At 65.0% G+C, this 17,464-nt stretch carries 10 protein-coding genes; all 10 read left to right on the forward strand.

Annotated features, from left to right (window positions below):
• The first annotated feature begins 60 nt into the window (after positions 1-60).
• The 10 genes from E8A74_RS42295 (at position 61) to E8A74_RS42340 (ending at position 17,404) form a co-directional block, all read left to right on the forward strand.
• Entirely contained in the window at positions 61-1,566 is a 1,506-nt protein-coding gene (locus E8A74_RS42295) for a radical SAM/SPASM domain-containing protein (RefSeq protein WP_136934820.1), read from the forward strand.
• 56 nt (positions 1,567-1,622) lie between these two features.
• Positions 1,623-1,793, forward strand: coding sequence for a hypothetical protein (locus E8A74_RS42300; protein WP_170229785.1), 171 nt, complete (start codon positions 1,623-1,625; stop codon positions 1,791-1,793).
• Positions 1,794-2,160: 367 nt separating this feature from the next.
• Positions 2,161-3,351, forward strand: a complete 1,191-nt coding sequence (locus tag E8A74_RS42305; RefSeq protein WP_136934822.1) for a hypothetical protein — start codon at positions 2,161-2,163, stop codon at positions 3,349-3,351.
• Between the two features lie 213 nt (positions 3,352-3,564).
• Positions 3,565-6,945, forward strand: a complete 3,381-nt coding sequence (gene drmA / locus E8A74_RS42310; protein WP_136934823.1) for a DISARM system helicase DrmA — start codon at positions 3,565-3,567, stop codon at positions 6,943-6,945.
• Complete coding sequence (gene drmB, locus E8A74_RS42315; RefSeq protein ID WP_136934824.1) at positions 6,942-8,819, forward strand: DrmB family protein; 1,878 nt, start codon at positions 6,942-6,944, stop codon at positions 8,817-8,819. Before drmA ends, drmB begins: the two co-directional genes overlap by 4 nt.
• Positions 8,819-9,589, forward strand: coding sequence for a DISARM system phospholipase D-like protein DrmC (gene drmC, locus E8A74_RS42320; protein ID WP_136934825.1), 771 nt, complete (start codon positions 8,819-8,821; stop codon positions 9,587-9,589). Before drmB ends, drmC begins: the two co-directional genes overlap by 1 nt.
• A gap of 17 nt (positions 9,590-9,606) precedes the next feature.
• Entirely contained in the window at positions 9,607-12,066 is a 2,460-nt protein-coding gene (locus tag E8A74_RS42325; protein ID WP_136934826.1) for an McrB family protein, read from the forward strand.
• A gap of 226 nt (positions 12,067-12,292) precedes the next feature.
• Entirely contained in the window at positions 12,293-13,324 is a 1,032-nt protein-coding gene (locus E8A74_RS42330) for a 5-methylcytosine restriction system specificity protein McrC (RefSeq protein WP_170229786.1), read from the forward strand.
• A 511-nt stretch (positions 13,325-13,835) separates the two neighbouring features.
• On the forward strand, positions 13,836-16,922 hold the full coding sequence (locus tag E8A74_RS42335; RefSeq protein ID WP_136934828.1) for a metallophosphoesterase: 3,087 nt from the start codon (positions 13,836-13,838) through the stop codon (positions 16,920-16,922).
• Positions 16,919-17,404, forward strand: a complete 486-nt coding sequence (locus E8A74_RS42340; RefSeq protein WP_136934829.1) for a hypothetical protein — start codon at positions 16,919-16,921, stop codon at positions 17,402-17,404. Before E8A74_RS42335 ends, E8A74_RS42340 begins: the two co-directional genes overlap by 4 nt.
• Positions 17,405-17,464 lie beyond the last annotated feature (60 nt).

Raw genomic sequence — 17,464 nt, forward strand, 5'->3', positions numbered from 1 at the left:
GACGACCTCACGGCTCCCGCTCCAGTCGCAATCGAACTAGGTACCCGCGAGGGAGACGTCATGAGCGCAACTCGAATCGTGCGGTTGAACGTATTGCAGCAATCTCCCCATGACCTGACGGAGGCCGAGCCGGAAGATCTGTCGAATGCGTCAAGACTCGAGTCCTGGGTGCCCTCGCGCTTCAACGTGCACGCGACGGTCGACGACGGGCGGTTGATCCTGTGGAACACGCTGAGCACGGCGATCAGCGTCTTCAAGCCCGAGCAGGTCCCGCAGGTGCTCACGCTGATCAAGGCGCAAGGGTTCGACTCGCGCCGGGAGGGGCTTGCGGGGTACCTCGCGGAGCGCGGATTTCTGGTCCGGAAGGGAATGGACGAATACCGCAAGTTCCTCCTCGCGTTCGGCCAGCAGCATTACCGGAGCGACAGGCTCGAGCTCTTCGTGCTCTCGTCGGAGGACTGCAACTTCCGGTGTACGTATTGCTACGAGGATTTCGCGCGCGGCACGATGCGCCCGGGGGTGCGGCGCGGGATCAAGCGGCTGGTCGAGAAGCGGATCGAGGAGCTCTTGACGCTGGACATCCGTTGGTTCGGCGGCGAGCCGCTGTATGGCTGGGAGGCCGTCGAGGACCTCGGGCCGTTCCTCTCGGACATCGCGGAGAAGCACGGGGTCGCGTACCGCAGCCACATGACGACGAATGCCTATCTGCTCACGCCCGAGGTCGCGGAGAAGCTGCTCGCCTGGCGGGTGAACGCCTTTCAGATCACGCTCGACGGCGTCGCCGCGACCCACGACTGCAGCCGGCCGACGCGGGACGGGCAAGGGAGCTTCGCGACGATCTTCCGGAACCTCGAAGCGCTTTCGCAGCGGCCTGACGAGTTCTCGGTCATGCTGAGGGTCAACTTCGACAAGAACAACCATCCCCACCTCGAGGAGTTGTTCGAGCTCCTCGAGAGTAGGTTCCACGGGGATCCGCGTTTCACCCTCGCTTTTCATGCCGTAGGGCGCTGGGGTGGTCCGAACGACCCGCAACTCGAGGTGTGCAGCGACGATGAGCGCAACATCGTGCAACGCGCGCTGAAAGCACAGGCGCATCGACATGGCCTGAAGGTCTCCACCCTGAAGGACGTGAACTTCGTCGGAGGTCAGGTCTGCTATGCCGCGCGACCGTACAACCTCATCATCGGTGCGAGCGGCAAGGTCATGAAATGTACCGTCGTTCTCGACAAGGACGAGAACAACGTCGTGGGCCGTCTCCACGAGGACGGCCGGCTGGTGCTGGACGATGATCGGATGGCGTTATGGACGGAGCCTGCCTTTCAGCGCGACTCCCAATGTCAAAAGTGCGCGGTGCTACCGAGCTGCCAGGGCATTTCGTGCCCGTTGCCGCGAATCGCGGACGGCACGCGCCCGTGCGTCCCCACGCGAACGAATTCGAAAATCGAACTGTTCGAGTTGCTCGAATATCCGACCCGAAAGGCGCGAATCCGTGAGGTCGCGGAGGGAACGGCGCCGAGCAAAGAGCACGTCGAGCTTCCCGACGATGGCCGTCGGGCGGCTCGATGAGCCCGCATCGCGGGACTGACGACAGGAGAGAGAACATGCCCGAGCGAGTGAAAACCATGAACGAAGAAATTACGACGGAGGAAGCGATCCAGCTCGAGATCATGGAACTCGATGAGATGGCCCTCGCCGAGGTGACCGGCGGCAGCGAGAATGTGGCTGAGGCAGTTCTCGCCGTCGACTGTGGTTGCAGGGGCGGCAGTTGCAACGCCAACGGATATTGCAGGTGACCTCTGGAAGCGGCTGCGCGTTGGACCACGCCAGCCGCTTCTTTGATTCAGCCATATACCACAGTGAATAGCGCATGGGTACGTGTCCGAAAGGGAGAGAACATGTCCGAGGAAAAGAAGAACCTGAACGAAATGGTGTCGACAGAGGAAGCAGTCGAGTTCGAGATTACGGAACTCGATGATCTCGATCTGGGAGGGGTTTCCGGAGGCATCCTTGACAGCAATGGCAATGGTTGCATCAATAACATTTGCCCTTCACGAGGGCTCTCAAGGTCGAGTCGAGCAGACGCATAGTCCGAAGCGGCTGCGCGTGGGACCACGCCAGCCGCTTCTTTCATTTCACCCATTGCCGAAGGAAATCGCCAGCATGGATCCCCGCGACGCATGGCTCCCCCCCGACACGATCGCCGAACACGGGAGAGTACGGCGCCCGCCGCTCCGTGCGTGGGCGTCCAATTTGATCGACCGGATGAATGCCCTGGAGCCGGGCAATGCGGGCTTTTTGTGCATCGAGGAGTGCAGCAACAACACCGGGCTCATCGAGGTTTACCGGGGTCGCACGGGCGCGGCGGCAGAGGTCTGCGCGCGGCAACTGGATTGGGCCGGGCGCCTGGTCCGGCAGCGCGGCGTCATGGCTGCAGGGGAACGCTTGCTCCAGCCCTGGATCAACCTCGGCAGGCTGCGCCGCATCGCGGGAGATCACGAGGCCGCGCTTGCCCATTTCGCGCTCGTGGTCGAGACCCTTTCGGGCAGACCCGTACGGCTGGGCAAGGTGGAGATCGACGCCGCATCGTGGCAAGCGCTCGTGCAGCATCGATCGCTCTCCGACCTGCTCAGAAACGTGTACGTCGTCGACTCGGTCAAGACGTACTTCGTCGCCCGGGATCTCGGAGGCGCCCTCGACTTCTTGCGCCGGGCGCGCTCGCTCTGCGGCGAGCAGCCGTTTCCTCTGCTGGACGAGGTGGAGCTTCTCACGCTCGCCAGGCTGGAGAAATTCGAGGAGGCAGCAGTGCTGCTCTGGAGCGATGCCTGGAACATCAGCGGATTCCACAAGCTCCTGCGGGTGACCTACCGCGTGGGACTGCATGCAGCGTCGGGGGAACTGTCCCGGTGCCAGCGCCTCATCGAGGATCTCGCGGTCCGGGTGCCACGCATGCGCGGCCTCGCTGCACCCGACGATCCATGCATCTTGCGCTACCTTTACTACCTCGGCGGTCTTGCGTCGCGACTCGGGCTCGACATGCGTGCCGCGCAGATCTTTCGCCTGGGTCTCGGGGCCGCCGAGCACGTGGACGACGTCCCATGCCGTCTGGCCTTCCTCGACGCGCTCATCGACACAGCCGTCGAGGACAGCGTGGAGCTCGCAGCCGCGCGCGACGCGCTTCTGCGCGATTGCCTTTACGTGCCCATTCTCAAGGCTCGAGGACTACCCGTTGATCCCGCGGCACTGGCCGATCCCGTCTTCGACGAGCTGCACGACAAGCTCAGGAACGCCACGGAAGATCGCGAGGACGTCCCATCCCCCGAGCCCTCGCCAGGGGCGATCCCGGTGCGTTGAGTCTTGGGGCGACCCGTTCTCGTCCTCCTCGCAGGACGCCCGCCCTCAAGCAGCCTGTGCTCGCTGCTCCGGCAGGCCGCGTCCCAACACTACGGCGGACGAGCAGCGAGAGGGATGAGCCTGCCCCAGGCTGGGTAGAACGGTCTGGTCGGGCAGGAAGGCCGTTGACAGGTCAGGCACGCGGTCGGTTACCCTGGCCCGGGTGCCCAGAACATGACCGAAGCCGACGTCCGTAAGCGCCTCGTCGAAGCCCTCGAAGCCGATCTCGTCGGCCCCTTCGTCCCCGACGCCCACCCGCAGGGCGGCCAGGAGATCCTCCCCCTCGCTCCTTCGCGCTGGTACCTCACCGGCTTCCTCGCGCCCCAGGGCGGCCGCGTCCCCGACGCCGAGGACCGCGACTCCACCGACGACGGCCTCGCCGCCGGCAGCGAGAGCTCGGCCGAGGACGCGGGGCAAGACGAGCCCGAGCCCAAGCGCCCGGTCCGCTTCCCCGCCTCGATGGGCCTCTCCGTGTTCCTGCCGCCCGGCCAGGGGGACACGATCGACATCGACGTCTGGTACGCCGATTACGACAAGATCGAGGTCCCGATCGATCGCACTGACAAGAAGAAGCCCGGCTGGAAACGCGTGCCCCACGGCCCGATCCGCGTGCCCGTGCCGCTCGACGCCGCCCTCCTCCAGAGCAAGGACGGCATCCCCGTGCTCGGCTCGCGGGGCCTCGTGCTCCGGGGCGAGCTCCGCACGACGGAGATGGATGGGCTCGACCCGGGGACGCGGATGCTGAGCCTCTTCCTCGTGAACGAGCGCGGCGCGGTGGAGCGCGACCGCGACACGCAATTCGTCTTTCAGGTGCGGATGGAGCTCGTCTACGAGCGCGGCTTCGTCTCCCGACCGAACAGGCGCGGCGAGGACGGGAGCGACGAGGACCAGCGCGTGCTCGCCCTGAGCTTCCGTGAGCATCGCGAATGGGCCGTCGGGCGCAATACGAGCGTGGAGAAGCCGGTTGAGAAAGACGGCAAGGTCACGCGCCTCCGGACGACGCAGCTACCCTGCTTCGAGGTTCCGCAGGTCGGCCACCGCCGGATCGACGACGCCACGCTCGGCATGGCCGATCTCGCGAAGCTCGACGGAAAGGGCCTCGCGAATGCGCTCTCGCCCCTCGTGGAGGAGTATGGGAAGTGGATCGAGGAGCAGCGATATGCCCCGCTCGATCGGCTCGAGGGCACGCGCGATGACCTGATGAACAAGGCCGACCGGGCCAAGAAGCGCATCCAGGAAGGGATCGAGCTGCTCGCGAAGAACGATAAGGCCCTTCGGGCCTTCAAGCTCGCCAACCAGGCGATGCACGTCGCGGCGCTGAAGGCCGACGAGGTGCGCGAGGATCGCCGGTACGTCAACGGAAGGCAGCCCGAATGGCGCCCCTTCCAGCTCGCCTTCGTGCTCCTGAACCTGCCCTCGCTCGTCGAGGCGAACCACCCCGACAGGAAGATCGCCGAGCTCATCTACTTCCCCACGGGCGGCGGCAAGACCGAGGCGTATCTCGGGCTCATCGCGTTCGTGCTCTTGCTCCGGCGCATCCGCGGGCAAGGCAGCCCGCACGAGGGTCGCGGGGTCGCGGTGATCTTGCGGTACACGCTTCGGCTGCTGACGCTCGACCAGCTCGGCCGGGCCTCGACGCTCATCTGCGCGCTCGAGGAGATCCGCCGCCGCAACCCGAAGGAGCTCGGCAATGCGCGCTTCACGATCGGCCTCTGGGTCGGCGCGAGCGCGACGGCAAATCGGCTCCGGGAGGTGCACGAGGCCCTCTCCGATTACACGCCGGGTCGCACCGACTCCCCCTTCCCGCTCACAAATTGCCCCTGGTGCGGCGAATCAATCAAGATCCAGAACATCAAGCTCGTCGACGCCGAGGGGAAGCCGACCAAAAAGAACTTCTCCCGCGCGGCGGTGTATTGCGACAAGGCCCAATGCCTCTACACGGAGGCCAAGGTGCCGGGGCTCGGCCTGCCGGTGCTCTTCGTCGACGAGCAGATCTATCAGGAGGTCCCGAGCTTCGTCGTGGCCACGGTCGACAAGTTCGCGATGATGCCGTGGCTCGGCGACGCCGGCATGCTCTTCGGCCGCGCCACGCACCTCGACGACGTCCGGGCCTACGGGGTGATGCACACGCCGACGTCCGGGGCGAGGCCGCTGCCCGAGGGGCTCTTGCCGCCCGAGCTCATCGTGCAGGACGAGCTGCACTTGATCAGCGGCCCGCTCGGCACGATGGTCGGGCTCTACGAGGCCGCGGTCGATTACCTCTGCGAGCGGCCCACGTACGGCGCGGCGCGGCCGCCGAAGGTGATTTGCTCGACGGCGACGGTGCGGCGCGCGCGGGAGCAGATCCAGGCGCTCTTCGGGCGGCAGATGTGCCTCTTTCCTCCGCGGGGCATCACCGAAGGCGACAACTTCTTCGCCAAGGTCGAGCACGACAAGCCCGGTCGACTCTACGTGGGCGTCGGCGCCCCGGGTCGCGCCCTCCGCGCGGTCTCGGTGCGCTCCTACGCGGTGCTGCTCGCGGCGGCGCGAAAGCATTTCGATCCGAAAGGCGACCCGAAGCAGCCGGCGGACCCGTACATGACGCTCGTCGGCTACTTCAACAGCCTGCGCGAGCTCGGCGGCATGCGGCGCCTCGTCGAGGACGAGGTGAAGAACCGCATCGACGACATCGACGACAAGAAGCGGCCCTTGCTCTTCATCGGTCCCCACCCCTGGGCCGCCGATCGCAAGCTGGAGATGCCCGCGGAGCTCACCTCGCGCGAGAACACCGAGCGCGTGAAGGAGACAAAGCGCCGCCTCGCCGCCCGGCGCACGTCGACGGACCCCGAGCCGCTCGACGTGGTGCTCGCCTCGAACATGATCTCCGTCGGCCTCGACATCGACCGATTGGGTCTGATGGTCGTCACGGGCCAGCCGAAGACGACGAGCGAATACATCCAGGCGACGAGCCGCGTCGGGCGAGCCTATCCGGGCCTCGTCGTCACGTGCCTGAACGTGATGCGGCCGCGGGATCGCTCGCATTACGAGCGGTTCGTTTCCTACCACGAGAGCTTTTACCGGGAGGTCGAGGCGACGAGCATCACGCCGTTCAGCGGCCAGGCGCTCGATCGGGGTCTCGTCGGGAGCCTCTTGTCAATGATCCGGCACGGAATCGCGGAGCTCGCGGCCCCGACGGGCGTGATGAACGTCCACGAAAAGCGCCCCGCGGCCGAGGCGCTGCTCGCGTGGATGGTGGGCCGGGCGCGGCGGCATCGAAAGTTCCCCGACGATGACGCGGAGACGCGGATCGCCGGCTTGGTCGAAGCCCGCGGCAAGAGCTTCCTCGACGCATGGGAGCGCGTGATCGACGAGGCGAAGAAGGGCGCCGCGACGCGCACGTACAGCAAGAACGACCGCGCCGGGAACGAGGGCAAGACGCTGCTCTTCACGGCGAACGACGATCCGCCGGCCGACCATCACGAGCGGTATTTCCAGGTCCCCACATCGATGCGTGACGTTGAGCCGAACGTGCACGTGTGGCTTCGGTTCAAGCAGCTCGACGAGAGGGGCGCATGAACTTCAAGAAGAAAGACGCGAGCAAGGCGACGCGCGCGGACGGCCAGCTCCGACAGAGCCAGCTCGTCACCACGTTCGGCCCCGGCGCGATGGTGGACCTCGTGGATCGAGCGGTCGTCATCGGGGGCCTGGAGCACTGGGGGTACGGGCGTGAGGGGTATGTGGCGCTCGACGATCCGCGGCTGCGGCGCTCTTTGATCCCTCGCCTCAAGGCCCTCGACCCCGACCTCGACCTCGCGAAGGAAGGTTATTTCCGCATGCCGCCGGAGGGCGACGCGCGGGATCCCTACCCGAACGTGGGCATCCGCGCGCTCGAGTTCCCGCGGTGGTTCGTCTGTCTGCATTGCCATCGCCTGGCACGGGCGACGGAGCAGTTCGAGAACAAGAAGGGGCGTTACCAGCACCAGTGCGCGAAGAACAAATGGTCGAGCGCGGCGCCGGTGCGCTTCGTGGCCGCTTGCAAGCGCGGGCACCTCACGGACTTCCCGTGGATCCCGTTCGCCCACATGGACCGCGAGGGCGGCGAGTGTGATCGGCAGGAGCTCTACCTCGAAGAGAACGCGGTCGGCGACGTCGCGCGGATCATCGTGCGCTGCAGGAACTGCGAGGCCTGGACGTCGATGAACAAGGCGTCGGTGCTGCCGTACAAATGCAACGGCGATCGTCCGTGGCTCGGCGGGCGCGCGGCGAACGAGGCCTGCGATCAGAAGCTGGAGCTCCTGGTCCGCACGGCCTCCCACGCGTACTTCGCGCAGGTCGTGAGCGCGCTGCGCCTGCCCGAACCGACGCCGGATCCGCTGCGCGTGCGGCTGCGGGACAAGGAGGTCTGGAAGGCGGTCCACAAGGTCAAGACGGCCGAGCAACTCGCGACGGTGATGGAGCTGATGGACCACGTGCAGAGCGCCGTCGGCAAGGCGCCGCTCGATCAGGTGGTCGCGGCGATCCGCGCGGAAAACGAGGCGTCCAGCGACACGTCGGAGCGGCCGCTGCGGAGCGCCGAGTACGAGCGGATGACCAAGGCGCAGATCGAGCCGCCCGGCGTCGTGCCCGAGGCGGGCGTGCAGTTCGCGGCGTATCGCGTGCCGAAGCACCGGATCGACCTGCCGCCAGGGGTCCGGGGGCTCGTCGTCGTTCCGGAGCTGCGCGAGGTGCGCGTGCAGGTGAGCTTCAGCCGGTTCGATTCGATCGGGGCGAACTTGCAGGGCGAGTACGATTTCGAGGGGCGGAAGGTCAAACCGGCAGTGCTGACGTTGCCGACGGGGAACGAGAAGTGGCTGCCGGCGGCCGAGGTGCGAGGCGAGGGCGTGTTCGTGGAGCTCGACGAGGAGATGCTCCAGAAATGGGAGAAGCGTGATGCCGTGCAGAAGCGCGCCGAGCTGCTTTTGCGGGCCTTCGAGGCGGATGGGAGGGGCGAGTTCCCGGGCATCCGGTTCTTCTTGCTACACTCGCTCTCGCATCTGTTGCTCACCGCGGTGAGCCTCGAATGCGGGTATGCGGCGAGCGCGATTCGCGAGCGGATCTACTGCGGGCAGGCCGAGGCCTCGGGGCCGAACATGGCGGCCGTGATGCTCACGACGGGTACGACGGGCAGCGAAGGCACGCTCGGGGGGCTCGTCGAGGAGGGGCGGAGGATCCGGCATCACCTGCGCGAGGCGTGGGATCTGGGGCGGCTATGCTCGAACGATCCCGTGTGCGCGGCGCACGATCCGAGCGCGGAATCGAGTGATCGGCACACGGAGGGGGCCGCGTGTCACGGGTGTCTGTACATCGCGGAGTGCTCGTGCGAGTGGTTCAATCGATTCCTCGATCGCGCGCTGGTCGTGCCGACGATCGGCAATGACCCGGAGCTGGCCTTCTTCCGCGAGCGTCCGTGATGGGGAGCCGGGCGAGCTTCAAGACCGTGGCGACGACCGTGCTCGTGGAGCTCCGCGAGGCCATCGCGTCGGGATTCTTGAAGACGCCGGTCGATCGGGCGGCGCTCATCGGGTTCGGGATCCGGCTTCAGATCGAGGCCATCGAGGGGGCCTTGGCTGGGCACAAGAGCGCGGCGTGCGTGGCGATCCTGGATGTCGCGCTCGCGGAGCGGGAGGACCGGCGCAAGGCGCCGGAGCTCGTGTGGACGGGGCCGGAGGCGCCGGCGGGGGCGGCGCGGGATACGGCGGTGGTGCTCCGGGCGCTGTTCGAGGGGGCGCGGGAGAGCGTGCTGCTCGCGGGGTATAGCTTCGACCATGCGAAGGAGGTGCTCGCGCCGCTCCATCGGGTGATGCAGGAGTACGGGGTGAGCGCGCAGTTCTTCGTGGATATCCCGCAGATTGCACGAGGGGTCCACGCGGGGGTGCATCTCGAGCGGTGTTTCGGAGAGTTCTTACGGGGGAACTGGCCATTCGGGGAGCCGCGGCCGAAGTTGTATTACGACAAGCGCGCGGTCAAACCCGGGCCGCCGTATTGCAGCCTGCACGCGAAGTGCGTCGTGGTCGACGGGGTAAAGGCTTTCGTGTCGAGCGCGAATTTTACGCAGCGGGGGCAGGAGCGGAACATCGAGGTGGGGGTGTTGATCGAGGACCCTGGGTTTGCGGGGTATCTCGCGGGGCAGTGGGTGGGGTTGATCGAAGGGGGGATGGTGGGGGAGTACGGGTTGGTGTAGCGGCGGAGGGCACGCTCATGGCAAAGAAAAGGGAGAACAAGCAGGCGCTTATCCTGCGGCCGGAACTCGCGCTCCGGGGGTACGACATCGTGCAGGCAGCATGGTCGCGGATCGGCCCGGAAGAGGAGTACGTTCGCAAGGACGTCTTCAAACGGGCGCACGCGGCTCTCCAGAAGGAGCGGATCCAGGCGGAGCCCAGGGAAGCGGGGCTCGAGGCGATCCGCGCTTCGAAGAATCTGCTCACGAGCTTCGAGCAGAGCCACGCCAGCGAGTGGTTCCGGAGGACCGATCATGGCGTCGTGAGAGACGCGTTGCTCGACCTGCTTTACGGGAGCGCTTCCCTCCCGAGCCGAGCGGAAGCCTTCCTCGACAAGGCCGCGGTCGAGAAGATTGACAAGGGGAAAGCCGGGATCAACACCACCACCGCGACGTACCTGCTCTGCATGGCGGACCCAAGCAAGTACGCGTTCGCGAAGCCCAATCGGGCGTTTCTCGTAGCCTACACGCTCTTGTGCACCCAGGCCGGGCAGCCGGAGCCGGATATCGCCGGGGCCGCCCGTGTGGCATTCGCCGCGCAGATGTACGGCGAGCTCCGTGATCTCTGGGCACGCGAGCGCGGTTTCAACGGCGACCTGCTCGATGTCCACACCTACCTGTTCTCACTCGCACCGGGCGGTGGGATCGAATCAGGCTGGATGGGAGCAATGACCCCGGAGGTGGTGGTCGAATACGTGCGCGAATACGAGCACGCCGAACCGGACCTCTTTGCCGGCCTGCAGAGCGCCGCCGCCCTTGTGCGTGAGTACGTGAAACCGTCAAGACGCGATCCCCTGGCGCTCCTCACTCTTGAACGGTATGCCATGGGACAGGGATCCGCGTCGTTTTGCTGGGCCGTGGAGCATGGAACCAAGGGTTACATCCGGATCGCCCTTGGGAACGCTTCAGCCCACGAAGTCGTCCGGTCGAAGCATGGCAGCTGGCGCATTGGAAAGACCGAGGGGTTCTCCGAGACCGAGGCTCGAGACCATTACGAGCAGATGGTGCTACCTCGGCTGCGGGAACTCTACGCGGCGGCAAAAGCTTTCGTCGAGCGCCGTCCGCTGCCGTCCTTCACTTCACCGAAGCTCAACGGCTTCCGCAGCCTCGACGCGAAGACGTTCTGCCTTTTCGTCACCGCTCTGGACGAGCAGACAGCGCGGAACAGGCTCGCCGGCGTGGTGAACGGCTTGCGGTTACTGACGCTCGCCTCCCTGCTCGGCGCCGAGTGCGACCGCATTTCCTCGTTCGAAGACTATGTCGAGATGCAGCAACGGGTGGCCGCAGCCGTCGAGAGTATCGGCAGTCTTTCAGCCGAAGGGCTTACCAAATGGTCTTACCATGATCCCCGCGGCAAGCGTCTCGTGACGCTCCTGGAGGGCCAGGCCAAGGACGAGAACGACGGTGTGGACGATGAGGACGAAGACGTCGAATCTGCCGTGAGCACGTATGGCTCCGCGCCGCCTGTCGCGGGGCCGAGCGCGGACTGGGACGAGCTCGTGGGCGGGCTCGACGCAGACGCGGATCTGACGACCGTGGCGCGTCTGCTCCGGACGCGGTTGAATGTCGTCCTCTACGGCCCCCCTGGCACGGGCAAGACGTACAAATCGATCCGTCTGGCGAAGGCATGGCGCAACTGGCAGGGCGATGACGGCTCCGAGCCGAACGAGGCGACGGTCGAGCAGGTCACGTTTCACCCTTCCTACGGCTATGAAGATTTCATCGAAGCATTTCGCCCGAACGCATCCGACGGCTCCCGGTTCGAGCTGAAGCCCGGCATCCTCCCGCGCCTCGCCGAGCGCGCGAGGACGTACCCGCACCGGAGATACCTCCTGCTCATCGACGAGCTCAACCGAGGGGATGTCGCGCGAATCATGGGCGAGCTCATTACGCTGCTCGAGCCCGACAAGCGAAGGCCAGAGCATGCCCGGCGCCGGATGCTTTCTGGCGAGCTCCTTTGGCTGCCGGCGAACCTCTACATCCTCGGGACCATGAACACCGCGGACAAGAGCGTCTCTCTGATGGACGTCGCCGTGCGTCGGCGGTTCGCGTTCATCCACACGCCACCGCGACCCGATCTGCTGCATACGCGGCGGGGACTGGTGGAGCACGCGGGTACCGTCAAGCTTTCGGCCGTCCTTCATGCGCTCAATCAGCGGCTCCTCGACATCGGCGTGCTGCCGGACCGCCTGCTTGGCCACGCCCTTCTCTGGATCGAGAAGGACAAGGTCGACGACGAGGTCGCCGAGGTTGCAGACCGGTTCCGCCGGGACATCCTCCCGCTCGTGGAGGAGTATTGCTTCTCCGATCGTGAGCAGATGAGCCGAGTGCTCGGCAAGCTCGTGGATGTGCACGGCCGGCCCGACGACGCAGTCCTCGACTTGCCAGACGCCTTCGTGAAGGCGCTGCAGGCGCTGATCTCGGGCCATGAGCCGGCCTGAGCGCACGCTCACGCTCGAGGAGTGGAAGACGGCATCGCTACCCGCGAGCGAGCTCGAAGCTGTTGCAGGCTGCTCCGTCGAAACTGCCTCGAGGCGCCTCGAGCACATCGTTCGGTGCTCGCCCTCGTGGGGCGGCGCCGTTGACCTCGTTGCCTCGGGGAACGTCGGCGAGGTCGCCGTCGGCGGTCTACACGTCCGCGTGGTGCCGCACCTACCCGTGGGCGACGTGGCTCGATTGTTCGCGTCGGTAAGCGGCGTCAAGCTGGATGTACTGGACGAGGTGCTCGGCACGCGCGGCCAGACGGACCTGACGTTCGTCGAGGCGCTGGCCCTGGGGCTCGTCATCGAAGGCGAACGGCTCCTATCAGGCGACCTCGATCGCGCATGGCGGCGCCAGGAGGAGCGGCTCGCGCTCCTGCGTGGTCGTCCGGTGTTCGAGCGTATCGGTGCCGCCCCTGCTGCGCTCGGCGTTCCCTGTCGGTATGTGGAAGGAACGCGGGACACGTTGCCGAACCGCCTGGTCGCCGTCGGCCTGGAATCTGCCGCGCGGGTCCTCCTGCGCCGGACGTCCGGGCTCCGCAGAGCGCGCGCCCTGGCGCAGGCATTCCTGGACCTCGCGCCGGGGGCGCGTGCACCGTCACGCCAGGACTACGCCGTCGCGAGGGAGCGGCTGACCACACGCTCGGAGCCCTACCGTGATGCGCTCTGGCTCTCGGAGTGGCTCGTGCTCGGTGGCGGCCCGCTCTCGTCGGTCGGCGCCGGCGGCACTGCGGGCTGGTGTCTCGACATGGCTGGCCTCTTCGAAGCGGCGGTCACCCAGGCGCTGCAGGAGGAGGTTTCAAAGCTCGGCCTGCGTGCAGTGGCGCAGAAACAGGATCGGTGCGCCATTACCACAGCAGGCGGCGCGGAGTACCGCAGGGTGATCCCAGACATCGAGGTATTGCGAGGTGCAGAGGTGATCGCAGTCGTCGATGCGAAGTACAAGGCGTACTTCCGCGCGAACGAGCAGGGCTCACCGCTGCTGCGCATCACGAACGACGACATCTACCAGCTCGCATTTTATGGATCCCGGGTTCCCTACCCCGTGCTCCTCGCCATCGTGAGCCCGCGCGGTGGAGAGGGGCCGTCCCTGGACGATCGATGGCGTACCCTCTACCTCGCTGGTCAGTCCTTGAGGCTGGTCGGAGTCGACCTGGCCGCCCTCGCCAAGGGGAGCTGCTCGGTTTGGTCCAAGATCCAGGAAGCAACTGCAGGCTGAACACGCTCGGGCGTACAGCGTGTGTCCGTCGGGGCGGCGGTGGCCAAGTGCCGACGCGCCGAGCGGGGGGCGCCGAGGCGGAGCACCGGCGCGGGGGTGTTAGGAGACACAAGGAGTTGACACCCTGCGACAGTAAAACTGACCCCCCAAGGCGGACTGCCCCGCGGCGCCTTAGTCGCCTTCCGACACTCCAGGGCGAAGGGCTGTCGAGGGGCCCGCAAGGGGCGAGCGGAACGAGCTTGCCCTGGACAGACCCCTTCGAGCGTGGAGCAAGATCCGATCGCGCCGTCTCGGGGCTCCGACGTCCACCAGCCCAGAGGGGCAAAGTTAGTGTCGCCAGAAGTCAATTTAACTGCCGCTTGACAGGGGGCGCGGGCGGCCGAGGTCGTAGGGGGGAGGTCCGCCTTATCAGCAACCCTCCCCGTGTCTTCGTGTATACTCATCGTCCCCCTCTGTCTGCTGTTCGTGTGCAGCAACATGGGCCCCCCGCTCACGCGGAGAAGAAGCGATCGTGAAAACCTTCACCTGGCTGCACCTCACTGATCTCCACATGGGCATGGTCGATCAAGACTGGCTGCTACCCAACGTCAAGGAGCAGCTCTTTCGGGACATCCAGGCCCTCGAAGCCTCCCTCGGTCCCGTCGATGTGGTGTTCTTCACCGGTGATCTCACGCAGCGGGGGGCCCGGAGCGAGTTCAGCAAGTTTCACGACTTCATTGAAGAGTTATGGTCGATCCTGCAGAACAAGGACGCGAAGCTTCTCGCGGTGCCTGGTAATCACGATCTACAGCGCCCGGGCCCGACCTCCGACGTCGATTTGATGGTGCAGGGCTGGAGCGACCCAGCTACGCTGCCTGCAGACTTCTGGAAGCGTGACAGCCTTGCCAGGCAGCTGGTCAACAGCATCTTCGCCGAGTACAACGACTGGTGGCGCAACTGTCCCCGCCGTCCCCATATCCGCCAGGGTCTTATGGCCGGAGACTTCTCTGCCTCGCTGGAGAAGGATGGATTGCGCATCGGTGTGATTGGACTGAACGTTACCTTCCTTCAAATCCAAGGAGGCAACTACGAAGGCAAACTCGCCGTACACCCGCATCAATTCCACGCCGTATGCGGAGGAGATGGGCCCAAGTGGACATCCACGCACGACGCTGCCATTCTACTTACGCACCAGCCGCCTCAATGGCTGTACAAGGACGCGGCGCAACTCTTCTCATCGGAGATACAAGGCAATGACCGATTTGCTGTGCATCTCTGCGGCCACATGCACGAGCACTGCTTTACGCAGATAGCTATCAACCGCACGGAACCCGCAGTTCGTTGGCAAGGGCTTTCAACGTGCGGCCTCGAACGCTACCAGGTCATTCACGATCCGGCGGAACCGACGCCTGTAAGCATGGTAGACCGCCAGCATGGTTACTCGATCGGGCGACTGGAGTTCGGCGAGCAGGTGGTGCTGAAGTTCTGGCCACGTAGACTGGTGCCTCGCGGCGAGTTTGACTGGGACACCACGATTCGCCGGGTGGAGCCGAGCAACCACACTTCGCCGTTGATTCTCAAACCACGCAAGCGCACGGCTGCCAGCTACACGCTGCGCGCGATCCTGGACGATGTCGCGCAACGAGCTAACCGTATCGAGCTACGTGCGCACAGTTCGCCTGGTGGGACTGTGCTTATGACCGAGCCCGCCGACCTCGTGACCCTCATCGCGAGCGTACTTAGAATGGCCGATTACACGTCGAAGTCTACCTCGGTGCTGGAGTCTTCAGCAGCCTTCTGGGCGTCCGACATGGGGCGCATTGTCCTCCAGGCAAGCCAGCGCGCACAGGGACAAACCTCACTCCAGCGCCTGTTCATCGGAAACGCCAGGAGCGATCAGGCGAAGGCAGTCGCCGAGGAGCAGCGCGAGGCTGGCATCGATCTTCGTTTTCTCGATCCGGTCGCCTACGAGCAGGCCGTGCGCCTGCACCTAAGAACACTGATCAACGAGCTCAAGCAGCTCGATCTCACCGAGGTCGACCTGGACGCCGCTGAGCAGGAGCCGCTGCGGCTTGCTTTCGCGGTTTACGGAAAGCCGCCGCGACGATTCCTCGGCTTCGACTTTCCACTGAGGAACGGGGCAGGAACTGCTTTTGGCTTCGTGTTCGAGCCGACGCGCGAACTGCTGGCGACTGCGGACAGAGTTCTCGCCGAGTGCTTCGCAAAGGCGCACAATCTTTCTACAGATGAGGAGAGGGCACAACGAGGTCTGGTGCTCTTCGGTGCGCACCGCTGGAAGCGCGGGCGCGTTATCCGCGAAGCGATAGCCGCTGAGTTGGACGTGGTGTTGGCACATTGCACCGGTGATCAAGATATGGTGAGTCCTGCGTTCAAGTCCATTGTGCACGACGTTGTCGAAGTCGAGGAGCCAGATAACCCAGCTTTCCTGAAGAAACTGGGGCAGGATCTGACGAAACGGTTTCCCCACGGCTGGCATGCTCTCGGCTTGGATGACTACGTTTGCAGGCAGGCAGCCCTGCTGGCGGAGAGCGGCTTCAGGTATTATCCGCCGTCAGCGGACGAGATCACGCGGCAGAAGCATCGACTGCGGGCGATGTGGAACGCATATTGCACGCAGAAGAAGCGACTGCCCCTTCATCCGGTACCGTTTGAGTATCGTGAGTACCACTCGTTCAACGCGCAGGGAACACCGCGCAAGCTTGAAGAGCTTACCCCACTCACCGGCCCATGCATCGTCAAGCCGGACGAACTCAGCGCATCCATTGAAATCAAGCGTGCGGCGACACCCGACCATATCGATGGACGCGTGTCCGAATGTCTCGCTCACTTAGCGGAGAACTGGCGCCAGGAGGCGAGCAGACACGGCATTGACGTGCGGCCCCATATTCAAATTGAGGCTGAGATCCCGCGCGCGCGACATCTCAATGGTCACGCAGACGCGGAGTTCAGCGTGGAGGTGCTCAGCGAGGGGCAACGGCACCACATCGTTGCGATTACACAGAAGTGGGTTTCTCAGGATTACGTCGAACTCGGTCACGTCGTACCAGCTGCCTCGTTTCCTGACGATCTCAAGGATGCTCTGCACACGTCGGTCACCGAACTGCTCAACCAACTCGACGTTTTTTGCGCCATAAGTCACTGGGAGTTCATCGTCACCACAAACCATCGCTTGGCGCTGGTTGAGGCTCAGCTGAGACCCGGCGGTGACCAGATCATGGATCTTATCGAGCGCGCCTATGGTGTCAGTGCTGAACGTGCCTTGTTTCGCTGGATGACTGGACGTGGCTTCGCATTTCCAACTAAAAATCGCTGCGTGGCAGCCATCTGCTACTTGAAGCCGGCAGTGCCCATCACCAGTTATCGTCGCATCGAGGACGGGGGGAATCTCGGCGCCGATCTTTCCGTCATGGAAAACGAACTGCGCGAGGCAGTCGCGCACGGGCCTTGGGCTGGTCCGACCAACTGGACGGATCGCTTTGTTTCACTCATCCGCACGGGCCACTCTCTCGAAGAGGCGCGTACAGCCTGCATGCGTGCGGCACGTGAAGTGAGCTTGATCACCGACGACGGCCCCGTGCACATGGAGGTCGCCGGATGAGCGAAGCAATCGAGCTGCGCTCACCTCGCCCGTTGGACGTGGCACAAATGGTGGAGGTATGCGCCGAAGCGCCGCACATCGCACAGCATTCGACGTACGTGTTCTGGCTCTTCGCGACGGTGTACCGCACTCGCTCGCTGGTGGCGATCAGCGCCGAGAACCAAGTCGTCGGATACCTTCTCTCCATGCCGACGACAGAGGCTCGTACAGAGTTGATCCTGCAAGTCGCCGTGCGTATGAACAATCAGGCGCGCGGTGTGGGCATCGCTTTGCTCAAGCAGCACGCCACAGTCGCGCGACTCCAAGGTGTCACTGCGCTGCTCACCTCGATCGAGGTCGGGTGCAAGCCGGGTGAATCGCTGATGCGCCGGGCTATCGCGGGTGGCTTCAAATATCGGGCCGTGCCATGGCCGGAGGATGCCGATCCTAGGCCAACACTCGGCGTTCCCGAGATCCTCTACCGGGCAGATCTGCTTGACTAAGTTCCGGCCCGAGGGGCGCGAGCCGCTCGCACCAGTGATAGGTTGCGGTGTCAGACGCGG

Source organism: Polyangium fumosum (assembly GCF_005144585.1).
Taxonomy (GTDB): domain Bacteria; phylum Myxococcota_A; class Polyangia; order Polyangiales; family Polyangiaceae; genus Polyangium; species Polyangium fumosum.